This is a genomic window from Streptococcus sanguinis (assembly GCF_019929145.1).
GTDB lineage: Bacteria > Bacillota > Bacilli > Lactobacillales > Streptococcaceae > Streptococcus > Streptococcus sanguinis_U.
On sequence record NZ_JAHZOW010000003.1, the window covers coordinates 63,829 to 87,564 of the forward strand.

The 23,736-nt window shown below is 44.9% G+C and carries 19 protein-coding genes; 2 read left to right on the top strand and 17 right to left on the bottom strand.

The genetic code is table 11. The features are described 5' to 3' along the window. Positions 1-174: 174 nt before the first annotated feature. The 15 genes from dnaJ to K1I94_RS07915 all read right to left on the bottom strand — a co-directional run bounded on the left by dnaJ (position 175) and on the right by K1I94_RS07915 (position 13,870). Positions 175-1,308 carry a molecular chaperone DnaJ gene (dnaJ, locus tag K1I94_RS07845; protein WP_004192278.1) on the bottom strand — a complete coding sequence of 378 codons (1,134 nt, stop codon included), beginning with the start codon at positions 1,306-1,308 and terminating at the stop codon, positions 175-177. Positions 1,309-1,506: 198 nt separating this feature from the next. Continuing rightward, positions 1,507-2,139, bottom strand: a complete 633-nt coding sequence (locus tag K1I94_RS07850; RefSeq protein WP_223314982.1) for a DJ-1/PfpI family protein — start codon at positions 2,137-2,139, stop codon at positions 1,507-1,509. A gap of 227 nt (positions 2,140-2,366) precedes the next feature. Next, entirely contained in the window at positions 2,367-4,196 is a 1,830-nt protein-coding gene (gene dnaK / locus K1I94_RS07855) for a molecular chaperone DnaK (RefSeq protein ID WP_223314983.1), read from the bottom strand. A gap of 137 nt (positions 4,197-4,333) precedes the next feature. Next, complete coding sequence (grpE, locus tag K1I94_RS07860) at positions 4,334-4,870, bottom strand: nucleotide exchange factor GrpE (protein ID WP_002927775.1); 537 nt, start codon at positions 4,868-4,870, stop codon at positions 4,334-4,336. A 35-nt stretch (positions 4,871-4,905) separates the two neighbouring features. Then, positions 4,906-5,940, bottom strand: a complete 1,035-nt coding sequence (gene hrcA / locus K1I94_RS07865) for a heat-inducible transcriptional repressor HrcA (RefSeq protein ID WP_223315062.1) — start codon at positions 5,938-5,940, stop codon at positions 4,906-4,908. A 163-nt stretch (positions 5,941-6,103) separates the two neighbouring features. Further along, on the bottom strand, positions 6,104-6,832 hold the full coding sequence (locus tag K1I94_RS07870; protein ID WP_223314984.1) for an ABC transporter permease: 729 nt from the start codon (positions 6,830-6,832) through the stop codon (positions 6,104-6,106). Continuing rightward, positions 6,825-7,682 (bottom strand): ABC transporter ATP-binding protein, encoded by an 858-nt coding sequence (locus K1I94_RS07875; RefSeq protein ID WP_223314985.1) that lies wholly within the window; start codon positions 7,680-7,682, stop codon positions 6,825-6,827. Before K1I94_RS07875 ends, K1I94_RS07870 begins: the two co-directional genes overlap by 8 nt. A 23-nt stretch (positions 7,683-7,705) precedes the next feature. Beyond that, positions 7,706-8,278 carry a DUF2812 domain-containing protein gene (locus tag K1I94_RS07880; RefSeq protein WP_223314986.1) on the bottom strand — a complete coding sequence of 191 codons (573 nt, stop codon included), beginning with the start codon at positions 8,276-8,278 and terminating at the stop codon, positions 7,706-7,708. Continuing rightward, positions 8,278-8,601 carry a PadR family transcriptional regulator gene (locus tag K1I94_RS07885; protein WP_004184227.1) on the bottom strand — a complete coding sequence of 108 codons (324 nt, stop codon included), beginning with the start codon at positions 8,599-8,601 and terminating at the stop codon, positions 8,278-8,280. Before K1I94_RS07885 ends, K1I94_RS07880 begins: the two co-directional genes overlap by 1 nt. Before the next feature lie 214 nt (positions 8,602-8,815). Beyond that, positions 8,816-9,604 carry a M15 family metallopeptidase gene (locus K1I94_RS07890; RefSeq protein WP_223314987.1) on the bottom strand — a complete coding sequence of 263 codons (789 nt, stop codon included), beginning with the start codon at positions 9,602-9,604 and terminating at the stop codon, positions 8,816-8,818. Next, positions 9,591-10,289 (bottom strand): histidine phosphatase family protein, encoded by a 699-nt coding sequence (locus K1I94_RS07895; RefSeq protein ID WP_223314988.1) that lies wholly within the window; start codon positions 10,287-10,289, stop codon positions 9,591-9,593. The genes K1I94_RS07890 and K1I94_RS07895 overlap by 14 nt, the downstream gene beginning before the upstream one ends. Before the next feature lie 99 nt (positions 10,290-10,388). Beyond that, the gene (locus K1I94_RS07900) at positions 10,389-11,090 is read right to left on the bottom strand and encodes a histidine phosphatase family protein (protein ID WP_125409126.1); all 702 of its coding nucleotides are present in this window, start codon (positions 11,088-11,090) and stop codon (positions 10,389-10,391) included. A gap of 136 nt (positions 11,091-11,226) precedes the next feature. Then, positions 11,227-12,123, bottom strand: coding sequence for a hypothetical protein (locus K1I94_RS07905; protein ID WP_223314989.1), 897 nt, complete (start codon positions 12,121-12,123; stop codon positions 11,227-11,229). Between the two features lie 132 nt (positions 12,124-12,255). After that, entirely contained in the window at positions 12,256-13,593 is a 1,338-nt protein-coding gene (locus tag K1I94_RS07910; RefSeq protein ID WP_002905355.1) for a PFL family protein, read from the bottom strand. 10 nt (positions 13,594-13,603) lie between these two features. Further along, on the bottom strand, positions 13,604-13,870 hold the full coding sequence (locus K1I94_RS07915; RefSeq protein ID WP_002905356.1) for an ACT domain-containing protein: 267 nt from the start codon (positions 13,868-13,870) through the stop codon (positions 13,604-13,606). A gap of 255 nt (positions 13,871-14,125) precedes the next feature. On the opposite strand from K1I94_RS07915, the gene K1I94_RS07920 reads away from it, so the two are divergent. Further along, positions 14,126-17,224, top strand: a complete 3,099-nt coding sequence (locus tag K1I94_RS07920) for an LPXTG-anchored zinc carboxypeptidase (RefSeq protein WP_223314990.1) — start codon at positions 14,126-14,128, stop codon at positions 17,222-17,224. 58 nt (positions 17,225-17,282) lie between these two features. Here the strand turns inward: K1I94_RS07920 and K1I94_RS07925 are convergent, their stop codons facing one another. Further along, positions 17,283-18,317, bottom strand: a complete 1,035-nt coding sequence (locus K1I94_RS07925; protein WP_223314991.1) for an NAD(P)H-dependent amine dehydrogenase family protein — start codon at positions 18,315-18,317, stop codon at positions 17,283-17,285. A gap of 86 nt (positions 18,318-18,403) precedes the next feature. Between K1I94_RS07925 and K1I94_RS07930 the strand changes: the two genes are divergently transcribed. Continuing rightward, a complete protein-coding gene (locus K1I94_RS07930; RefSeq protein WP_060976568.1) occupies positions 18,404-19,240 on the top strand; it encodes a MerR family transcriptional regulator in 837 nt (278 codons plus the stop codon). Between the two features lie 150 nt (positions 19,241-19,390). On the opposite strand, the gene K1I94_RS07935 is transcribed toward K1I94_RS07930, so the two are convergent. After that, positions 19,391-23,617, bottom strand: a complete 4,227-nt coding sequence (locus K1I94_RS07935; RefSeq protein ID WP_223314992.1) for a GH32 C-terminal domain-containing protein — start codon at positions 23,615-23,617, stop codon at positions 19,391-19,393. Positions 23,618-23,736: the final 119 nt, after the last annotated feature.

A 23,736-nucleotide genomic window follows, 5' to 3' on the forward strand; every position in this document is an offset into this window, starting at 1 on the left:
AAAAAACAATTAATTTTTATAAAAGTAAAGAGAAAAAATCTCTTTACACTTTTTATAGATAATTTCTTTTAATTAAATGGCTGATCAAAGCTACTCTCTTTTTTGACTACATTTGCCCAATAGCCTTCTAGAAAACATAAAAAGAACAGCATTAGGCTGCTCCTTTTTATATGATTACAAATCTTCCAAGGCATCTTTCATTTTGTCGAAGAAGCCTTTTTTCTTAGGATTGACCGAGATATTGCCTGCTTCCGCAAATTCTTTGAGGGCCGCTTTTTGACGGTCGTTGAGACCAGTCGGTGTCACAACATTGACTGTAACATACTGGTCACCCATGCTTCCACCGCGCAGACTCGGTGCTCCCTTGCCACGCAGGCGGAAACGCTTGCCAGTCTGTGTTCCTTCTGGGATATTCAGCTCCACATCCCCGTGAACAGTTGGAATATCTACACTGTCACCAAGAGCTGCTTGGACAAAGTTGAGATTGAGCTTGTAGTAAATGGTAGAGCCATCTCGCTCAAACTTATCGCTCGGCTCAACTTGGACCACGACATAAAGATCTCCATAAGGACCGCCATTAAAGCCTGCTTCACCTTGACCAGACAGACGGACCTGCTGACCAGTTTCTACACCAGCAGGGATTTTCACCTTGACGCTGTGAGCCTGTTTTTCATGCCCCGTTCCATGACAGGTTTCACAAGGACTTTTGATTTCTTTTCCTCGGCCGTGACAGACATCACAGGTCACTTGCCGACGCATCATGCCAAGCGGTGTCTGGGTATCAACATTGATGACACCTGAGCCATGACAGCGGCCACAGGTAACAGGACTAGTTCCTGGCTTAGCACCAGACCCATCACAGGTCCGACAAGTCGCTTCGCGGTTATACTTGATTTCCTTCTCAGCCCCGAAAATTGCTTCTTCAAAGCGGAGATTCACACGATACTGAAGATCATCCCCTTGGCGCGGAGCATTAGGATTGCGAGTGCCACCACCGCCAAAGAAGCTGGAGAAGATATCTTCGAAGCCGCCAAAGCCGGAGCCATCAAAGCCGCCGAAGCCGCCTGCACCACCGCCAAAGCCACCATTAGCTCCCGCTGCGCCGTATTGATCATAGGCTGCCCGCTTTTGCTCGTCGCTCAGCGTCTCATAAGCCTCTTGGACTTCTTTATATTTGTCCTCCGCCCCAGCTTCCTTATTAATGTCGGGGTGGTACTTTTTAGATAATTTCCGATAGGCTCTCTTGATCTCATCCTGAGAAGCATTCTTAGAGACACCTAGACGGTCGTAATATTCTGTATTGTTCATGTAAGATACCAAGACCGTAAAATTCGACTGAAAAATAGGAAATCAGGCGACGGAGCGATGCTCCTAGACAGATTTCTCTCTTTTCCGAGAATTTAGGTCGGGTTCAGTTCCTTTCTTTTATATTGAGTCAGAATTTTTGGAACCCGTGTTCAGTTGCGAACACCCATGTTCCTTTCTTTAAATTTTAGAAAATATTGATCAGAGGGTATTTTCAAATTCATGCTTCATTTCAGCAAACTCTTCTTCTGATAAAGTGAATATCAAGTCCTCTTCCGAATACTGATTCCGTTCTTTAAAATAGTTGTCAGCATTATCTACCAAACCTAGACTAAGAAGCACTTTTCTCGCAAACACTTGATGTGCACAGCCAACAGCTGTAATGATGTTCTTATCTTGCAGGACCGCTTTAGCTTTGAAATTCTCCCGTGGAAGAAATTCAAAATAGTCAAAGAAGTTTTGCCAAATCCCACCAGTAAATTTAGTGTCCTTCAATAAACCTGCTTTCGCCAATAAAATGGGCGCTGAGGAAATAGCTGCAATCAAAATCTCTTGCTGATTCAAACTTTTTAGGAAAGAAATTAATTTTTCATCATGCAGAGCAGGAGCGATGTTTATCATTCCTGGCAAAATGACACAAGAATAGTCTTCGATGACTACTTCATCCAGTGTTCCAGTAGGTTGACAGGGAAGTCCATCTTCCGATCTTATAACATTTCTATCTGTACCAACATAATCAACCTCAACACCAAAAGATAGCGCTAAAGTACTGGTCAGACCAACTACTTCATAAAGTGAAAAATTAGGATAAATTAAACAGAGCACTTTCTTCATAAGCGTCACCCTCTAGTTTAGCGAAAAACAGAGGCTGGGTTGCAACCTCTGGATTTCTTCCTATCATTACGACGTGAAATTTTCAAAACAATATTTTTCGAAAAATTTTTGACGCGGTAGCTGATTGGATTTTAGGTTCGTCTTTCAGACTCCCAAAAATCCTAATCATCCTCGCGGGGGTTCGACTACGAACTAAAAACTTTCAATTTTTAGTTCTGTCTCACCGCCTATTTCTCCGTAAACTCTCCGTCTACGACATCGTCGTCTGCTTTAGTTGAGCCCGCGTTTTCAGCTCCTTCCGCTCCTGCTTGGGCTTGTTGAGCTGCAGCAGCTTGCTCATAGAGTTTCACTGCCAATGCTTGAGCTTTTTCGTTGAGAGCTTCCAATTTCGCTTTCATGTCGTCCAAATTATTGTCTTCTTGCGCTTTCTTAAGGTCATCAAGAGCAGCTTGGGCAGCGTCACGCTCTGCGTCGAAGCCTTTGCCTTCTGTTTCCTTGATAGTCTTTTCAGTCGCAAAGATAGCTTGGTCAACTTCGTTACGAAGGTCAACTTCTTCTTTACGTTTCTTATCTGCTTCAGCATTCGCTTCTGCATCCTTCATCATGCGGTCGATTTCTTCGTCAGTCAGGCCGCTGTTAGATTGGATGACAATGTGTTGTTCTTTTTGAGTTCCAAGGTCTTTAGCTTTAACAGATACGATACCGTTCTTGTCAATGTCAAATGTTACTTCGATTTGAGGGATTCCACGAGGAGCAGCTGGGATATCTGTCAATTGGAAACGTCCAAGAGTCTTGTTGTCTGCTGCCATTGGGCGTTCACCTTGAAGAACATGGATATCAACGGCTGGTTGGTTGTCCGCTGCAGTAGAGAAGACTTGTGATTTAGAAGTTGGGATTGTTGTGTTGCGGTCAATCAGCTTAGTGAAGACACCACCCATTGTTTCGATACCAAGTGACAATGGTGTTACGTCAAGAAGGACAACATCTTTAACATCACCAGTGATAACACCACCTTGGATAGCAGCACCCATAGCAACTACTTCATCAGGGTTCACTGATTTGTTTGGCTCTTTACCAGTTTCAGCCTTAACAGCTTCCACAACTGCAGGAATACGAGTTGAGCCACCAACCAAGATTACTTCGTCGATTTCTGATAAGCTCAAGCCTGCATCAGAAAGAGCACGGCGAACTGGTTCTTTAGTGCGCTCTACCAAGTCACGAGTCAAATCGTCGAATTTAGCACGAGTCAGAGTCATTTCCAAGTGGAGAGGTCCAGCATCGCCAGCTGTGATAAACGGCAAGCTGATTTGAGTAGAAGTCACACCTGAAAGGTCTTTCTTAGCCTTTTCAGCTGCATCTTTCAAACGTTGAAGCGCCATCTTATCATTTGACAAGTCGATGCCGTTCTCTTTCTTGAACTCAGCCACCATGTGGTCGATAATCTTTTGGTCAAAGTCATCACCACCAAGTTTGTTGTCACCAGCAGTTGCCAGTACATCAAAGACACCATCACCCAACTCAAGGATTGAAACGTCAAATGTACCGCCACCTAAGTCAAAGACTAAGATCTTTTCTTCTTTATCTTGTTTGTCAAGACCGTAAGCAAGAGCTGCTGCAGTTGGTTCGTTAACGATACGTTCTACTTCAAGACCAGCGATTTTACCAGCGTCTTTAGTCGCTTGACGTTGTGCATCGTTAAAGTAAGCTGGCACTGTGATAACCGCTTTGCTTACTTTTTCACCAAGGTACTCTTCTGCATAGCCTTTCAAGTACTGCAGAATCATAGCTGAGATTTCTTGCGGAGTATATTCTTTGCCGTTGGCAGCCACTTTTTCAGATGTTCCCATTTTTGATTTGATGGAAATGATTGTATCTGGGTTTGTCACTGCTTGACGTTTTGCCGCATCACCAACGATGATTTCACCATTTTTGAATGACACTACAGATGGTGTTGTACGATTTCCTTCTGGGTTTGCAATGATTTTGCTTTCAGTTCCTTCAAGAACTGCAACTGCTGAGTTTGTTGTACCTAAGTCAATACCGATAATTTTAGACATATTTTTACCTCTTTTTACTTTAATTTTATTTTCAATACTCTCTGGTTCGCTTCGCGCACTATTGCAAAGCTGAACAATTTTTTATCTTTCTTCATAGTTTATTGTCGTTTCGGACAAGATTTTTCAAGTTTTCTAGCCTAGTTATAGACCACTACCATTGCTGGGCGCAGGATACGGTCATGAAGTTTGTAGCCTTTTTGGAAGACCTGCGCGATAGTGTCAGCTGGGTGCTCATCGTCAGCTGGAACTGTTTGAATAGCCATGTGATAGTTATGGTCAAAAGCTCCGTCAGCTGGGATTTCTTCGATACCCTCTTCTTTGAGAGCATGAATCAAGCTTTCCTGCACCATTTCCAGTCCTTTTTTGACATCATCTGTCAGACCTTCAACGGCAAGTGCGCGCTCCAGATTATCTATCGAAGGCAAAATAGCTTTTGCCAAGTCCTGGCTGCGGTATCTTTGCAGCTGCTGGCGTTCTTCATTTGCTCGGCGCTGGATGTTCTGCATTTCTGCATGAGCACGGAGATATTTATTTTCAAAATCTTCTGCCCGCTCATTAGCTAGTTCTAATTCTGATTTTTCAGGACTTGCTGATTCAGCTTGTTCAGCTGTTTCTACAACTTCCTCTTTTACTTCCACATCTTCTGGATGTTCTTCTTGTTTATGTTTTGCCACAAGGCACCTCCTTTTTAGGAATATTTATACTATATTTAGTGGACTTCGTAGTGATTACTGCTAAGGTAACGATAGAAGTCGGTTAGTTTCATGGTCAGCACGCGGTTAACGACATTCATCTGACTGACGAGCCGTTGGTAGTCAAGGTTGACCGGACCGACAACTGCCAGCACTCCAAATCCTCGATAAGGAATCAGGAATTTGCTGGAAATTAGTGTCAAATCAGCCAAACAGTTTTCTCTACTGTCTGCCACGCGCACGCTTTGCATCTGATCTTCGGCCAAACTATCGCGAATTTCAAAGGCCACTTTCTGCGGGTCATCAAAAAACTGATAGGCCGTCAGGTCTGAAAATTCCAAGAGCTGAACCTTGCCAGACAGAATCACATTTTCCTTGAAAATATCACCAAAGATATGCTCAAAGAGCTGGATGACATTGTCCGTCGTAGTGAAATAGCGCTGGATAATCTGCGGAATTTCCGTCCGAATCTTGTAATGGATATCCAGCACTGTCTGTCCCAAGAACCGCTCACGTACCAAGCCTTTAAGCCTATCCAGGTCTTCTTTTAAGAAGTTGCGCGGAATCATAAACTGACTAGTGATGGTATTGGACTCATCCAAGGTGAAGACTGCCAGAGCCGTGTGCTGACTGAGCACAACAATATCAAAAGCTGTCAAACGCTGACGACTGGGTTCTACATCCAGTGCAACAACCGTGCATCCACTGAGCTTGGTTAAAAGGTCCGCTGCCTGTTGAAGAATGTCCTCCAAGTTGAAAAACTCATGGTCAAAGGCTTTGATAACCTCATAAAGTTCATTCTCAGCGAGACGATCAAAGGACAGAGAATGCTTGACAAAGTACTGAAAACCAGCCACGCTAGGCTTACGGCCGCTGGACGTATGCGCCTTTTCCAGAAGCCCCTGCTTTTCCAAAGCCGCCATATCGTTTCGGATGGTGGCGCTGCTGGAATTGATGGAATCCTGCAGGGCTTTGGAGCCTACCGGCTCGTGGGTCTTGGTAAAGATATCAATAATTAAATTCAAAATCTCATTTTGACGCTCCGTGACCACGGCATCACCTCCAATCAAGATTCTGCTGTTGATTAGCACTCAGCCGCCTCGAGTGCTAACTCATGATTCTATTATACACTCTTCTACTCCAAAGTCAAGACAAAAACTCAAAAAATTAGCACTCTTTTTACAAGAGTGCTAAAAATCAGTCTAGCGACCTAGATTAGTCGTCCAAAATTTGCAAACGGCGCATCAAATAGAAAGAAATTCCTGCAAAAAGAAGCAACCAAACTAGAAGAGCCAAAAATTCTCCGCTCCATAAATGGAAATGAGACCAATCTTTCATATAACTACTAAAGAGGCCCATAAAGCTATAACGCAGCACCTTAAATAACTCCTCGCTCATATTTGAAAACATAGGAATAAATGCCGCCAAGAGCATGGCTGGGACACTAAGAGATTGTGCCATGACCTGATTTTTACAAAACAAGCCAACCATTAAAAAGAAGAAAATTAAGACCAACATGGTCAATAAGAGAACCAAACCATAGCTGAATACATGATTAGAAAGCTTGGCTCCCACCAAAATTGGGGTAATGACGATATAAAAAATCCCAATAATCGCTGGCCAGATTAAAGCGGAGAGAATGTATTGACTAGCTGTCACACCAGCCAAGCGCAAACTTTGCAAATTATGTTTTTCTCTTTCCTCAGCTAGGATGATAATAATGGGTGTTCCAACAGACATGGCTAGAGAAAAAGGCAGGGAGATTGTAAGCAACATAGTAGCTAGTTTATCCGCTCCAATTTCCTTACCTGCTCCATTCAGAGAAAAAATAAATTTATAGAGAAAAATGAGGAAAATCGGCATGAAAACCTGCAACAGAATACTTTTATTAGCTAGCGTCACTTGACCTCTCAGCCAAATCATACCTTTTAATTTATTAGACATTTAAGGTACCTCCTGTCAAAGTGATGAAAACATCTTCTAAAGTTGGTTCGCAGGAATGAATACTGATAACATTGGACAAATCCAAACCTTCTTGCAGTTCTTCAAAAGCCACCGTCTTAGTCGTCAAATCTTCATATTCTAAACGAACCTTCTTATCTGTATTATACTTTTGGATTATCTCATGCGGACTGCCTACTTCGACTAGTTTTCCTTTACTTAGCAAGGCCAAGCGATCACACAAGAGGGTAGCTTCCTGCATGTCATGGGTCGTCAGAAAAATAGTTGTCCCCTGCGTTTTTAGTTCCAGCAGCAATTCGTGAATGGTGCGAGAGGTTGACGGATCCAAACCACTGGTCGGCTCATCCAAGAAGAGCAATTTAGGTCGATTAATCAAGGCACGTACCAGTAACATGCGCTGCTTCATGCCGGTAGATAGTTTTTCAGCCACCTTGTTGCGGCTATCATAGAGTCCCACTTTCCGGAGAAGTTCATCGACTTCTGTCATCTTAACACCAAAGAGCATAGCATAGGCCTTGAGATTCTTATAAAGTGACATCTTTTCATAAAAACCACTGCCATCGCTGACAATACCAATCTGCTCCAGGACTTCTACCTTAAAATCCTCAACCGGAGCAGACAGCACATGAGCTGTTCCAGCATCTGCAGACAACTGACCAGTCAAGATATTGATAGTCGTCGTTTTACCAGATCCAGACGGTCCTAGGAAGCCAAAAATTTCTCCCTCTTGGATGGAAAAATCGATTCCTGCCAAGGCTTCTTGTTCCTTGAATTTCTTTTTCAAGCCTTGCACTTCAATAATGGTCTTGTTCATTGTTTTCCTCGCTTTCATAACAGTATTTAACAAAACCGCAATCAATCTTTCAGTTCCTGCCTCATTTTCCAAAAACGCAAGGCAATATGGACCAGTTGACAGAACAGAATGATCAATATAAGACAGTCTATTGCTAAGATTGATTTGAATAATAGACTTGCTTTCAAACTTTTCTGGGAAATATCTAGAATGAGATAGGTAGTGACACACAAAACCATGATGGCTGGCAAAAATCGCCATACAAGCAAACGCTTGACCATCTCTAGCTTAGACCATGCGTCATTATAGATTTCAAGATCGCTGTCTGCATCAAGCTGAGAAACCGGCTTGCGGAAATAAGAAAATTGATTAAAGTTTGCAATATGCTCCCAGCCACAATCCTCAAACAGTTGATAATAGGATTCTTGCTCCGCCTTCTTTATGGGGCGAAAATCTAATTGATAGGCCACGTCCTGAGGCGGACATGCTTCAAAAGTATAACGAACCGCAACAAGAAAGGGAGAATAACTTACTTTTTTCAATTTCCAGCCTTGGCTATGCATTTGTTTAAAATAAGCTGCTTCTCTGTCATAGTCTGCAATGGTAAAGATTTTATAGACAATTCTCTTTTCCATCAAACTTCCTCCTTACTATTGCGGTAAAGGCGCTCAATCCGCTGGATTTCCAACTCTAAAATCTGCTTCCCAAGCTCCGTGATAGAATAGAGTTTTCTCTTTTCTTCCTCGCGAACAAAGGCAATCAGACCATCTTTTTCCATCTTTGCCAAGGTCCCGTACATGGTTCCTGGGCTAATAGATAGCTTTCCTTCTGTCAGCTCCTTGACTTTTTGAGTAATACTGTAGCCATGCCTCTCTTTCTGAAGACAGAAGAGGATATAAAAACCTGTCTCTGTCATTGGCACATAGACTCTCCTAAGTTTTTCTGTCAATCCACTCATCTTTTTATCTCACTTTCACCTCGATATATCGAACCTTGATATAAAGATTATATCGCAGTCCGATATAGTTGTCAAGGATTTATAAATATTTTTTACAAAAAGTGGTTCGTTTTTGTATCTCTATGTTTGTTGCTAAAGCTGCTTTAATCAGAAGCTAAAAGGATTAGAAATCTAAATCAGCATAAAAAAAGCCAGGAGAACCTGACTTACTTGTTTATTTTCCTGCTGCCTTAAGCAGGGCGATGTATTCTTCCAGAACCAGATTGTGCTTCTGCATATACTGGGCATTCTCCACACCGACATAGCGGTAATGCCAATTCTCAAAGTCAACTCCGGTAATATCACTCTTGCCATCCGGATAGCGAAGGACAAAACCATACTGGGGAGCTAGCTCCGCAATCTTGGCAGCCAATTCATCCTCCTGACCTTCTGGTGCGCTCATATCAATAGCCAAGCCCGTTTGATGCTCGCTGGCTCCTGGAAGCTGCACCTGCTTCAGCACGATGCTGACTGCTTCTTCATTTGACAAGCCTTTGGCGACTTCCCCAGCAACTTTTTCGTTATAGAGCTCCTCCTGCTCTGCTCGGCTGCGATAGCCAGAGATTAGAGTTTCTTCAGGAGCTATCGCCTGGGCTGCTGCTAGGAATTGCCGAGTATTTTCAGCAATGCGGCTGTCGACCTGTACCTCTCCGATCTGAGTCAGATTAGGTGTTTTTTCTTCTTGCTGGTTGTCACGATTGACTAAAATCAAATTCCAGTCAGTAGAAGAAACCTTAGGCAAATCAGACTGCGAACTCTCTGAGCTAGAAGAGCCTTTCGTAGCAGAGCTGCTAGACGAACCCGAAAACTGAATCTTTGCAAGCAGGTCTTGTAACAAGGACGGACGGAAATAAATCGCCGTTCCTCCAGCTGCCAGACACAAGACGATTAACAGCAAAAGCGTTAACCCAATCTTCTTAGACTTCGATTTTCTCTTTTCTTTGCGATGTTTAGCGCGCTTCAACTTCTTCCTCCATTACTTTGGCACCGACCTCTCGATAAGACATGTCTCCGACGCAAGCTACTGTGAATTTACCGTCTTCATAGTCTACAACAGTCACACTGCCATTGTCCAAACCATGAGGCCGAGTTCGATTGATTAGATAGACAAAGGTTCCGATGGTCATGCCGTGGCTGACTACAAGAGCATTGCCACCACCAGCAGCTTCCAGCTCCTCAGCTATGGCTGAAAAACCTTCCCAGATTCGGCCGCTGAGCTTTTCCCAGTTTTCCGCCCAGCCTGCTGTATCGACTTCGACAAGACCCTCAGCCAACTCAGCATAGCTGAGCTGATGGACATGCTCAATATTAAAAACTCGGGGCATCACACCCATAAAGAGTTCTCCATCATAGCCACCATCAAAACTGCCAAAGCACCATTCGCGAATCCGTTTGTCAAAGGTATAAGGAATCTGATCTGTCAGGCCCAGTTCCTCTAGAATAATTCCCATGGTCTGAATAGTTCGGCCGCTGTCGCTGGAACGGGCCAATTTGAAATCAAGCCCAGCTTCTCTCAGGCCGATGCCCAACTCATGAATGCCACGTTCCCCGACTTCAGTCAATGGGGTATCGGACCAACCTTGAGCTCGGCCGATAGTATTAAACATGGTTTTGCCATGACGAACCAAGTATAATCTTGTTTTTGCCATTTCATTTCCTCCGTTATTCTTTTCATATTATACCATTTTATGAAGAAATTGGCTCCATCTGGCTTTCAAAGCAAAAAGCAGGAGTCTCAAAACTCCTGCTCATTCTTGATTTTCTCGATCCAATATAGCTGCACCAACCTGACGGTAAGACACATCACCCAAGGCCTGGATGCTAAAGCGACCATCTTCATACTCCAGCACTGTGACACTGCCATTGTCGACATTAGGATTTTTCGTGATATTCTCATCAACCAGATAAGCCAAAGTACCAATGGTCATACTGTGGCTGACGACCAGAGCATTGCCGCCGCCTGAGGACTCCACCTCTCTAGCAATGGCTTCAAATCCTTCTAAAATCCGACCGCTAAGCTTGTCCCAAGGCTCAGCCCAGCCAGCCGAATCCACTTCTACCAGGCCATTCGCCAAATCCGGCCAACTGAGTTCTTTGTAATTATCCGTCTTAAGAACTCGTGGGATAACGCCATGAAAGAGCTCACCACCATAAGCACCATCAAAACTGCCGAAACACCACTCCCGGATGCGCTTGTCATAGCGATAGGGAATCTGACCAGTCAGGCCCAGCTCCTCTAGGATAATCCCCATGGTCTGAATGGTCCGACCACTATCACTGGAAAAAGCCTTGACAAAAGGCAAACCAGACTCTCGCAATCCGATACCCAGCTCGCGAATACCGCGCTCCCCCTTAGCAGTCAGCGGGGTATCAGACCAACCTTGAGCCCGGCCGATAGTATTGAACATGGTCTTGCCATGACGGATAACATAGAGTCTTGTTTTTGACATAGTTTACCTCTTTTATTTTTGTTTGTTATAGTATATTTTGAAAAAGGCCTTCGAATTCTTTATGATAAAGAAGAGGGAGAACCCGGTTTCCCACTATGATAGACAGCGGCTTACCGTGAAGCCGGCATCTAATTAACTATAGAGACTTAATATGAACTTTTACGGCACTGACACACCCAAGAATAATGTACAGATAATGGAGCCAATAATTAAGACCAAACTGTCCGGATAAAGCGGCTTCATTGATAGCAATAATGGCTTGCAAAATATTGCCTTCCCCTTGGTAAAAAGAATTGGCATAACCAATTTGAACAGCTACAAAGCTCATCGCTAAAGTAAAAAAGAAACTTGCCACAATTCCTAAAACAGAAATACCTTTGACAAACTTTTCATAGCAAGCAATGCTAAATAACAGTGTAAAACCTGATATGAAACCCATGGCCAAGGATGCACCTGTCAGAAAGAAGACAAGACATGCACCAAGTAAGCTCGTCAAGAATGCTCCGAGAACACCCAGAAAATAATGTATTTTCTGCGGACTTTGATGAGGAAGGGAGCGCTTTGTCACCTTATCCTGCGAGATGGAAACCATCCGCTCATAGCTAGATGGCGTGAGAAAGAGCCAATCTCCTTTGATCTGATACAAGTCCACATCTCCGGTTTCACCGGTTTTTTCACAGGCGCTAACCAGCCCTTGCCCCTCAAAGTAGCGGGTGCAGTCTTCGATAGCCTCCTCCAAAATATCCGGCAGCAGCTCCCGATCCTGATTAGCTAAAATCTGACAGGCCAGGTTATAGCCAGCTCTCTCAAAATCAATCAAAACCTCAGAATCATTGATCAAAGCTTCCAAGGCATCTCGACCGATATAGCCCTGCTCACATCTGACTGAAAAGAAAATCGCAAATTCATCGCCATCTGTTATGGTCTCTAGATAAAAAGCATAATCCCTTCTACGGCCATATATAATGCCGCTCTCCTTATCAAAATCCAAACCTAAATCAAGGGCCAGCTCAGCTAGCTCTCTTTTATTCATAACCTAAACAATCTCCTTATAATCCCCTATCTTTCAAGCATCCAGCTAGACTCAATCCCGCAAACTCCTAATCAGAAACTGAATAGCTGTCCTTTATGATGCTTTCTTAAAAGCTGTTTCAAATCTAACTTTTTAGTTTTTAAAGCTGTGAATGGGCGCTGGAATTTGACCGCCCCGCGCGATAAAGGCAGCTGACGAAGCCTGATTGACTTTCATGACCGGAGCTGTTCCCAAGAGCCCGCCAAATTCAATCATATCGCCTTCCTTGCCCTTTGGAATAATCCGCACAGCTGTCGTCTTTTGGTTAATAACGCCAATCGCTGCTTCATCCGCGATCATGGCCGCGATGGTTTCAGCCGGTGTCGCTTCTGGAATGGCAATCATATCCAAACCTACCGAGCAGATAGCTGTCATAGCTTCTAGCTTTTCTAGATTGAGCGAGCCATTTTGGACAGCCGCAATCATGCCCTCGTCTTCTGACACAGGGATGAAAGCACCAGACAGTCCGCCAACCTGATTGCAGGCCATGACACCGCCTTTTTTGACTTGATCATTGAGCAGGGCAAGCGCCGCTGTCGTGCCATGAGTACCGACTGTTTCCAAGCCCATTTCTTCCAAGACACGGGCTACCGAGTCCCCGACTGCCGGCGTTGGAGCCAGACTCAAGTCAACAATCCCGAACTTGACACCCAGACGCTCGCTGGCCATCTGCCCGACCAACTGACCGATACGGGTGATTTTGAAAGCTGTTTTCTTGACCGTTTCAGCCACCACGTCAAAGCTCTCACCACGGACCTTTTCCAAGGCTCGCTTGACAACACCAGGCCCAGAAACACCGACATTGATGACCACATCTGCTTCACCGACACCATGGAAGGCGCCTGCCATGAAAGGATTGTCCTCTACCGCATTGGCAAAGACGACTAGCTTGGCCGCACCCATGTCAGAAAGCTGGGCAGTTTCCTTAATAATCCGCCCCATATCCGCAACGGCCGTCATATTGATGCCAGTCTTGGTTGAGCCGATATTGACAGAGGAGCAGACCTTGTCCGTCTCAGCCAAAGCACGCGGAATGGAATTAATGAGGATTTCATCGCCTTTTTGATAGCCCTTTTGGACCAAGGCAGAAAAACCACCGATAAAGTCAACGCCGATTTCCTTGGCTGCCTTGTCTAAAGCCTTGGCCAAAGGCACATAGTCTCTGCTGTCTGTTGCTGCCCCAATCAGCGAAATCGGAGTCACTGAAACCCGCTTGTTGACGATAGGAATCCCAAGCTCTGCAGCAATTTCATCCCCAACTGCCACCAAGTCTTTCGCTTTGGTCGTGATTTTTTTGTAAATCTTCTCCGCCGCCCAATCAATATCTGTGTCGATACAGTCCAAGAGTGAAATACCCATGGTGATGGTCCGAATATCAAAATTCTGCTCCTCAATCATGGCAATGGTTTCTGTTACTTGTCTAATATCCATCCTTCACTCCTTAGATATTGTACATGGCATCAAAAATGGCTGCGCTTTGAATGTTGATTTTAACGTTGAGCTCTTGGCCGAAAGCTTCAAACTCATTGCGAAGGGCCGTAAAATCTTGCTTTTCATCGCTGGACACCAAGGCCATCATGGTAAAATATTCCTCCAAAACGGTTTGGGAAATATCATCAATATTCAACCCCAGCTCCGCAATCTTAGTGGAAACTCCGGCTACAATCCCTGTTTTATCTTTTCCGATAACGGTAATAATTGCTTTCATGCTTGGCTCCAATCATTTTTAGTTTGTCTCATTGTAGCATAAATTCGAGGATTTTGTATACTATTTCAGAAAATAAAGACAGAAGGTTCGGATATTGCAAATAGCGCTCGGAACAAGGAAGATCCCCCTATGCTCGGCAATTCACCTGAAAAACTATTTTGAACATCTTTGTATGTTTTTTCTATTTTTATTTGAAAGCGCTTTCGATATTTGTTATACTAAATATAGAATATTTTACACAAAGGAGATTTCCTAATGAACGATTCATACAAGAAGCGTCTCTATACACAGGCTTTAAGTTTATCAGCCGCTGTATTAATGGCTGTCTTAGCTCAGGGCAAGGCCGCAGCTGACCAGCAGAACAGCACTGAGTCACAGCCAGTCGCCAATCAGGTAGAGGCTGTAACTCCTGCAACAGAAGCTGCTCCAAATCAGACAGGAGAAAAAGAGCAGGCTCCTGCTCCTGCAGCGGACAATCCAGCTGTCTCTGCAGCAGCTCAAACAAGAGCAGCTGCTTCTGAAGAAGCCAAGACCCAACTGGCCGACAGTACCGTTTATATGTCCGAGCCTGCAGAGCTCAAGGATATTGTCCAAGAACAGGCTTCTCAGGCAGGCAAGCTGACCTGGACTCTGGATAATAAACCGATTGCTGACTGGAAAACCTGGAACATGGACACTGGCACCTTTACTGGGCAACCCTTTCTCACTATTGAGGAAAAGGCCGACGGGAACGATCTTCATCTGAATCTGCAGTTTCAAAAGCTTTTCGGAGACGATCTCAGCCTTCGCTCTCCCCACAATATCCGCCGGACCTATCGAAACTTCATTGGCAGCCATGAACTGGTTGGTACGAGCCAGGACTTGAGCTTGACCATTCGCAAAAATATCGTCTTGCGCCCTTATGAAGACTTCCACAGCCATGAAGAGATGCTAGCATCCATCGAAAAGAGCAGACAGGATGCCAAAACAGATCGTTTGGTACAGATTGAGAACATTGGAAAGAGCGCTCAGGGGCGCGATATCAAGCTGGGTATCATCAGTTCTGACCAAAAGAGCATCGACGACTACCTCAGCACAACCAATCCGCAGGCCTTGACCAAACCAGCAGAAATGCTGGCAGCTCTCAAAAATGGCAACTTAGACTATAAACTGCCTGTGCTCATTAACAACACTCACGCTGATGAACAGCCTGCTATTGATATTATCACAGGTCTCTTTAAAACTTTTGCAACTAAAGACCAAGTCAGCTTCAAAACAACCGCTGCCGATGGTTCTGAAAAACTTGTCACTCTCAAAATCCAAGATTTACTGAAGAAGTTTATCTTCCTCTTTGACTTTACAGAGAACCCTGACGGCGATGTCCTCAACACTAGGGCTCTGGCCAATGGCCTTGACCCTAACCGTGATACTGGCTACCAAGCCAATCCTGAAACCCGTACCGTTGCTGGATTGATTAACAAATGGAACCCGATTGCTCTCTATGATATCCACGGCTTTATCAAGGAATTCCTGATTGAGCCGGCAACCCCGCCTCACGATCCTAACTTTGAATATGACCTTTTAGCTGACCTCATGCTGGACAATGCTCATCATATGGGACGGGCCGGCGTTGCCAACTCTGGCTACGACAAATACATCATTCCAAAACTGGACTGGGGAGACGGATGGGACGATTCCTTCTCCGGCTACACAGCGGTTTATTCTATGTACCATGGCATCCTGGGACATACTATCGAAATTCCGGAGGGCAATCAAGAGTCCTACAAGGCTGGATATTATGCAGTTTTAGGAGGCCTTGACTATCTGGCTCAGAACCCAGATAAGCTCATGGAGATGCGTCTCAACTTCTACCTGCGCGGAATCAATAAAGTCGAAGATCCTAAGGCAGAAAATGAACTCGTCGGACCAGATGGTCAAGTCGTAGGCCGGATTAAAAAAGGCCAGGAAAAATTCTTCCCAGACTACTATGTCATCCCAATGGGAGTGGACAAGGACAACGATACCCAAGAAGCCTTTAATATGATTGACTATTTCAAGCGCAACGGTGTCCTGGTCAAAGAACTCAAGGAAGACAGCGGCAACTATAAAAAAGGCGATTTGGTTGTCGATATGGCGCAGGCCAAGCGTGGCTATGCCAATCATGTCCTCTACAAAGGCTCAAATGAATCCAAGTGGGCAGCTATGTATGCGGAATTAGTCGTCAATTTCCCTGATATGAAAGGTTTCAAAGCCCAGCCAGTCTTTGGCGACAAACTCTTTGAAGGCAAGCTAGGCGACGTGACAGCCCTCCGTGCTGCACGTACCAGTCAGGTTGATCATAAAGCGCCTTATTACGTCATTGCCAATACGTCTGAGAGCGCGGTCAAGGCCGTCAACCAAGCTCTTGCTGAAGGCAAGAAAGTCTACCTGACAGATGACGGCTACATCGTTGATACACCGACCTTTACCAGCCTCCTAGATCGTTATGCTATTTACGGCGACGCCCTTTATAAGATTCCACAAGGACCGACTCTGAAGCCTCTCAAGGTCTATGCACCGCCGCATCAATTTTACTGGGCAGGTGTGGACTCACCGGCTCACACTGCTTTGGCTCTGAAAAATATGGGCTTTGAAATCGTCGACAGTCCAGAAGAAGCGGACGTCATCGTTCTTGAAAGCAACAACTATGATAAGTCTCTTGTCGGACTCAAGCCAACCATCGTCGTCGGAGGCTCTGCTATGCAGCGCTTGGAAAAACTAGGTATCCTAGATGGATTTGACGCTGAGCGCTTCAAGAACGGCAGTGACTATGAAGGACTGATGAAAGCCATTATACAAGACCAAGACCCGCTGACCAGCGGCTACAAGAAGGATGGACTCTTTTACTCCAACTCTGGTAACTGGATTGCTAAGATTCCTGCCAACTTTAGGACTCTTGCCAGCATTGCTGGCAGCGACTTTTATATCGCTGGCTGGTGGCCTGGCAATGAACAACTGGCTAACAAAGTCGTAGCTATTGCCGGTACTTATAAAGAACAGCCTCTCTTTGTCTATGCTGGCAATCCGACCAATCGGCTTCACCCTGTTCACTTCTACCGCTGGATCTCCAACGCTATCTTTGGCAGCCAGTTGGCCGAGCTGACAGACCTTCCAAGTCCTGCGGCACCTGACCCAACCTATCAAGCGCCAAGTCAGACTGTCCTTGACTGGAAGCCTGCTACAGTGAATCCACCGGCTCAAACGGTAGCCCTGACCTACAAGAGTCAGACCCTTCCGCAGACCGGCAGTCAAGAAAAAACTGCTAGCTTTGCTCTAGCTGGACTCCTAATCGCAGGGGCAGCTGGACTCTTACTTTTAAAGAAAAAGGAAGACTAATACTTAAAAACACACCTCCCAATTGATGCGGGAGGTGTATTTTTAGTTATAAGCTTTGTTATTTTTCCACATAGGTATGAAGTGGATAAGTCGGATAGGCCAACTCACGCGCTAACTCTGAAGTTACATAACCTGCCGGTGCGTCTAATACAGAAGGGATTCGATTGACGATAGTGGCACAGGTCAAGGCGACGGTATCAGGCTTGCTGACTGAGAAGACTAGATTGGGCTCACCAGTAATTTCCCAATCACACATATCTCCGTCATTTTCACGATAGACCTTGCCAATACACTCTACTTCCAACTCAATTCCCTGATGGGTATGAATGGTTGTCACAGCTGACATACCTGTTACTTGCCCCGCCGGGACTGTGCGTCCCAACGTTTCAGAATAAACATCTTCATCCAAAATGTAAGGAACGCTCTTTTGTGAAATATCCTGAATGCTCCAGTTCATCTTAGAGCAAATAGCTTCAGCAGCATTCCACATATAGGACGGCAGACTCTCAGCACTGGCAATTTCCTTTTCAAATCGCTCTGAATCGTAACCAGCACCATGCGCTTCTGCCAAAGCCAGACCATAATCTTCCACATTATAGCTGACAATCCCTTTCACCTTTTGAATGCGATTAAGGCCAGACATAGCCAAGCAAGGCATATTAATCCAGTAAATATCCTGCATGCCAGATCCCATTATAGTGACACCATATTCTTTGGCCAGCTTGTCCAAGCGGTTTGTTTCGGATGGCGATGTCGTCCAAGGGTAGATGGCTTCCTCACAGGTCGTGATGATATTAACTCCATGCTTGATGGCTGTTTCAAAAAAATCATACATTTCCGGCATATAGGAAGCAATGGTGACAATGGCAATGTCAGCGTCACACTCTCCAAAGACACGTTCAGCATTATCAGAAATCAGGACACCAGTCTTATAGCCTAGCCCTGCAAAATCACCAACATCCTGCCCTACTACAGCAGGATTGTTATCAATAGCTCCTACGATTTCTACACCGTGATCCAGCAGATACTTGAAAATCACTTTAGACATCTTGCCGCAGCCATACTGAACAGCACGAATTTTTGTATTTCTCATGGCAAACCCTCCATTGATTGTTATTATTTTCACAATTATAGTATAATATCTCTAGTAACTAGAGAGTCAATAGAGGGTTTTAAAAAATGAAAAAAATTTTGCGTATCGGAGAGTTTTCCCAAATAAATCAGATTTCCATCCAAACTCTAAGATTCTACGACCAAATCGGTCTTTTAAAACCCTATAAAGTCGATCCAGAAACCAACTATCGCTACTACCACATCAATCAATCTTCTCTGGTTGACTCCATTCAGTACCTGCGTCAACTGAATTTTTCTCTAGAAGACATCAAAGAAATCCTATCTGATAAGGACCATTTTCAACTGAACCAGCTTATCGAGGAGCGCTATCAGCGCCTTCTAGAGGAAAAAGAGAATTTAGAAAAACAAATCCAAGAAATTGAAATCTTTCGGTCTGGTGCCCGTATCTATGGCGAAAAGCAGAGCGAGCAAGAGCTGGAAATCCTAACTTTTTCTGAACGGCAGCTGCTTACTTTTGAAATTAATCAAAATATTTATCAAATGAAAAGTGAGGAATACGAACTTGCTCTCCGCTGCTTCAAGCAAGAAATCCTGCGTTACAGTCCTTTTTTCACTCATTTCAGCCGTGTTGGCTCCATTATGAAACAAGAAGATTTCCAAAAAGAAAGATGGATTTCCAAACAACTCTGTCTCTTCCATCATACTCCCAATGAACTCCCTCACTTAAATCGAATGTTGCTGCCGGCAGGAAATTATGCTGTTGCTTACTGCTCTTCCTTTGCAGATGAACTTAAAGCTCTGCCGCATTTTCACCAGGCTCTGACCCAAGCTGGATATACTCCTGTGGGCGATTATATCTGCGAGGTGATTCATGAACAGCCACAACTCCAGGAGCAGCACCGCGATATGTTCATCCGGATGCAAGTTCGGATAGAGGATTAAGAAAGGAGGAAAGAGGATGTAGCGAAATTTCTTGCCAAATACTGGAGCATGCTCAGCTAGAAACGAATCATTTCGCAAGCCATAATTATATCAAAAAAGGACGGGAAAACACCCATCCTTTTTATGTGCAAATAACCATTGCTTAGCACCTTAGTCTTCTTGCTTCTTCCTTCCAGCTAGAAGACCCATTCCCAGAAAAGCTAAACCAGCCAGAGGCAGAAACTTATCTTCTTGATTACCAGTCTTAGGCAGAGCTGAGTCGGGAGCTGGCTGCAATCTTGGCGACGAAATAACTTTTCCTTCCTTACCTTGATTGAGAGCTTGAGGCTGGGCTATTGTTGAAGGCTGTTTAGCACTTTCAGCCACCACCTTGCTGCCGACTTCTACTAGTTCGTCAACTGCTAGAGAGAGCACTTCCTGACCGAAGACGGTTCGCTGACCGTTCAAGACTTCTACAAAGACTCGCTTTTGGCCTTTTTGGCCGGCTACAAGTATCCGCCGCTGCCCTCTTTCCAGTTCTGAATTTTCCTGTTCTTGAGTCTGATATGCAATCTCTTCCATTACGACTTCTAAGAACGGCTTTTCTTCCACTAGGTCCTTTATCCCTTCTTCCGGAGTGACCTGATGACTTGGTTTCAGAGCTAGGGCTGCAAGAGCTGCCTTCAGATCCTGCTCTGCTCTATCTAAATCTGCCTGCTCCGCTTTTTCATCTGCCAAGAGAGACTGGGCTCGAGCCAAGGCTGACTGGTAAGCCTGAACTGTCTCATCTGTGTAAAGGCTTGGATCTAGACTAGCCGTACTGTCTACCACTTTCTGCAGAGAAGCCTTATTAACTGCTGGGGCATGAAGATTGGTCACAAAGAAATTGCGCGCTTCCAAGTCCCCATCCCAGAGTCCCAGACCGACGTAGGCATCATTATAATAAGGCTCAACCGTATCAAATTGGTGGTTCAGGTATTCTACACCGTCCACAGATACACTGACACCATTTTTAGTTTTCACTAGCTTAACATGGTGGAACTGGCCGTCATTAAGATGCTTGCCATTCATGCTACTTTCTGCAATCGTCTCTCCCATAAAGCGGTAAAGTCGAATCTTATCATTATCGCCAAATTGAATAGAATAAGCATTGCGAGGGTCAACATTTTCAGACGCATAGAAAATATTAATCAAGCCTTTTTGATACTTGAGATCCACATCCAAGTTATACTCAGGGAAAGGAATCTTCTGACCTCCCATATAATAATCATTGGCGCTGGTATTCTGATTATAGAGACTTTCACCGTCGACATACCACTTACCGGAAACAGCTTTTAGATCTGGAACATTGGTCTTAAAGTCATTGCGGCTGATATTGATGGTGAAGACCTTGGAAAGGCTTGGATTTTCCTTAGAGGTCGCCGTTACCTTGACCACACCCCTTTGCAGAGCAGTCACTCGCAGCTTATTGCCATCTTCCGCGACAGAGACCAGATCTGGCTGATCCACACTCCAGCTGACCGCTTGAGAGACACTTGCTGGCATGACATATGCTTTCAAATCCAAAGTATCGCCGACATAAATATTATTTGTTACAGGAGAAGCCTGCACTAGTTCCAGTGGTTTGGTCACTGCCTGCTTGTCTTTCCAGATGCCCTTCAGCGGATAAAGAGCAATGTCAGCCTTAGCTGCACCACCTTCTACAAACACACTAGCGGCAAGACTATTTGGCGCAGGGAATATCTGATTGGCACCTGCCACAGTATATCCTTTGGCAAAGACTTCTAGGCTGGAACGATCTATGTAGAGATGCAGATCTATGCTGCCATCCGCATTGCGTTTGACGGACTGACTATCCACCTGAGCAAATTTATTACTGAGAAGAATGCCGGACCGGCTGCGGTCAATAGAGAGAGTTTCCTTTTCTAAATCATAGGTAACTCTAGTCACTTCTCCATCTCCAACCCGTAGGTTAAAACCGACTTTCTTGGTCGTTTCACTCGGACGGAAAGTAGAGACAATTTCATACTGATCACCTGAAAAATCTTTCAACAGCCCATTCTTCTCACTAACTTCCACGTCTTTATACAACACAGCCTTGTCTTCCTGACGCAGAGACTGATAAGCTGTAATTGGTGTCTGAGTCAGCCGATAGCTGCCGTCTTGCTTGATAAGGCCTAGTTTGAGGTTAAGATTGAAGGTGCCGTTGAACTTCTGACCGACGGTATCGGCTACCAGATTACAGTAATCTTCCCAGGTATTCATCCAGTTAGACGCGATAATGTCGGGTAGGGTTGGATTAGCCTTGCTGCCAAAGTCCTGAACGTAGTAAGTCATGGCCGCATAAGAGTCTTTACCAAAGTTCATGACCTGATCAGCCTGAGCAAACTCAGCATCTGGGACGAAAGTCCACTTGCCCGCCACCTGTCTAAAATCACCGACCTTATAGGAGCGCCCGCCACGAGACAGGATCCACTTAAGGCTGCCATCGTCTGCTAGTAGAGGATAGAGATCTGGGCACTCCGTATGGAGATCCGCATAAGTTGACTCCACCTTCCAATTACGCAGATTATCAGACGAATAAATTCTCAGCGGTCCGCCTGCAACGACCATAAACCATTTGCCCTCCCAACGGAAGACCTTAGGGTCACGAAAATCTTGAGATTGCAGTGGATCATCCGTCCAGTCAGCTGCAATTTGATCAAGCTTCGTCCAAGTCCGGCCCTCATCCTTACTGTAGGCTAACTTGATGCGCTGACCGTTTCCATCGGCAGTAATCAGCGCGACTAAACCGCCCCGGTCATTGTCAAACAAACCAGAGGAATTGGTGGTATCTGCTACAATAGAGCCTGAGAACATAGCCCCATTAGCATCCGGATAAATGGCAATCGGCTGTTCTTCCCAATGAATCAAATCCTTGCTGGTCGCATGGCCCCAGTGCATAGGCCCCCACTTGGTATCGTCATAAAACTGATAGAAGAAATGATAGACTCCCTTGTAATAAACCAGCCCGTTGGGATCATTGGCCCAACCGTCCTTGACCGAATAGTGATACTGACCGCGATAGAGCTCATTGTAGTATACCTCATCTGCCTGCCGACGATGGACATTGAGCCGGTAAGCCAGGCTGACCTCCTGCCCATCCGCATCCGTCACAGTACTGGTCACAGTCAGATAGTTTGCCCCCACTGCCAGCGGGATATTCTTCAAATCACTATAAACCCTACCTGCAGCATCGGTCACGCTTACCTTGGCAGCAGGATTTTTCGCTACGGCGGTCAAGTCTACAGTCTCAGCGTCATGTTTGACATACTGGATGGTAATAGGAGCACTAAACTGACCTTTCTGTTCCACTTTCCCAACCGAAGAAGTCACCCTTATATCCTCCAACTCAGGATTAGACTGAGGATTGATTTCTTTATAAAAGGTATTTTGAAAAAACAGCTCGCTGTTCCAGTTAAGTAAGCCAAAATAGCCTTCTGACAGATAAGTATTCTGCCCCTTATCATCTCTCTGAATCGTGTAATCTCCTGAGCTGGCCACTAGAATATCATTGACATAGTAGGATACCCAAGAGCCAATAGAAACGACCTTGAGTTGATATTTATTATCATTCGTTGGCTCGATATGCTTTTCATTGATAAACTGATAGTCACGCCCGCCTTGCCAACGCCAAAACTTCACATTGTTGCTGCCACCATCAATATTAACTGCATAACTGCTCTTGTCATCCGGATTATTATTACTGCGGAAAATGAGGGCTGCCGCCCCTTCCTTACTGAGGAAAGTTACATCCGTTGAGTAAACAAAATTCTTGCCCTGACTTTGAGAGTAAAGGAAACTATCACCTTTGCCTCTGGCATCACTATAAAGACCTTGTTCCCGGACTTCCCAAACTCCATTTTTGTCTCCCTTGGCTTCTGCCAAATTAGTATTGAAGCCTAACTGCTTATCCACAGTCTCTACGGCAGGGAGTTTTTCCGAAGCAACTTCCTTAGCTGCTGGCTGTTCGTCTTCTTCCTGTTTGGTCTCTTTGGCATTTGCTGTGACTTGATTTTCCTTATCAGCCTTTTGATTGGCTGACTCTACTGCTGCATCCGGACTACCTGCTTCCGTCGCTGCAGTTGCACCAGTCTCCCCAGCTACAAGGTTCTCTGTCGTATCGGCATTCCTTGTAGGAGCAGCTGTTTGCCCGCTCTCAGGCTCCGAGACAGCTGATGAGTCAGTCTGCAAGATCTGAGCTGGAGCTGGATTATCCTTACCCTCATCCGCATAAACCACTCCGCCACCATCTAACAAGAAAGCTCCAAAAGCAAGCAGAGCGCACCCAAACACCCAACGCTTGCCGCTTTTTCTCATAAACCAATTTTTACACACTTTTTCCTGATGATTTTTCATGACATACCTCAATATTCTAAAAATAAAATCAGACTCCTCACAACCAAATTACCTCTACATAACGCACTCCTTTCACCTTTTCTTGTTCAAAATGAACACCTCGTTTAGCACCTAACTCC

Coding starts and splice junctions, on each gene's coding strand:
- dnaJ (WP_004192278.1), bottom strand. CDS start 1,308: ATGAACAATACAGAATATTACGACCGTCTAGGTGTCTCTAAGAATGCT.
- K1I94_RS07850 (WP_223314982.1), bottom strand. CDS start 2,139: ATGAAGAAAGTGCTCTGTTTAATTTATCCTAATTTTTCACTTTATGAA.
- dnaK (WP_223314983.1), bottom strand. CDS start 4,196: ATGTCTAAAATTATCGGTATTGACTTAGGTACAACAAACTCAGCAGTT.
- K1I94_RS07870 (WP_223314984.1), bottom strand. CDS start 6,832: ATGTCTAATAAATTAAAAGGTATGATTTGGCTGAGAGGTCAAGTGACG.
- K1I94_RS07875 (WP_223314985.1), bottom strand. CDS start 7,682: ATGAAAGCGAGGAAAACAATGAACAAGACCATTATTGAAGTGCAAGGC.
- K1I94_RS07880 (WP_223314986.1), bottom strand. CDS start 8,278: ATGGAAAAGAGAATTGTCTATAAAATCTTTACCATTGCAGACTATGAC.
- K1I94_RS07885 (WP_004184227.1), bottom strand. CDS start 8,601: ATGAGTGGATTGACAGAAAAACTTAGGAGAGTCTATGTGCCAATGACA.
- K1I94_RS07895 (WP_223314988.1), bottom strand. CDS start 10,289: ATGGCAAAAACAAGATTATACTTGGTTCGTCATGGCAAAACCATGTTT.
- K1I94_RS07900 (WP_125409126.1), bottom strand. CDS start 11,090: ATGTCAAAAACAAGACTCTATGTTATCCGTCATGGCAAGACCATGTTC.
- K1I94_RS07905 (WP_223314989.1), bottom strand. CDS start 12,123: ATGAATAAAAGAGAGCTAGCTGAGCTGGCCCTTGATTTAGGTTTGGAT.
- K1I94_RS07910 (WP_002905355.1), bottom strand. CDS start 13,593: ATGGATATTAGACAAGTAACAGAAACCATTGCCATGATTGAGGAGCAG.
- K1I94_RS07915 (WP_002905356.1), bottom strand. CDS start 13,870: ATGAAAGCAATTATTACCGTTATCGGAAAAGATAAAACAGGGATTGTA.
- K1I94_RS07920 (WP_223314990.1), top strand. CDS start 14,126: ATGAACGATTCATACAAGAAGCGTCTCTATACACAGGCTTTAAGTTTA.
- K1I94_RS07925 (WP_223314991.1), bottom strand. CDS start 18,317: ATGAGAAATACAAAAATTCGTGCTGTTCAGTATGGCTGCGGCAAGATG.
- K1I94_RS07930 (WP_060976568.1), top strand. CDS start 18,404: ATGAAAAAAATTTTGCGTATCGGAGAGTTTTCCCAAATAAATCAGATT.
- K1I94_RS07935 (WP_223314992.1), bottom strand. CDS start 23,617: ATGAAAAATCATCAGGAAAAAGTGTGTAAAAATTGGTTTATGAGAAAA.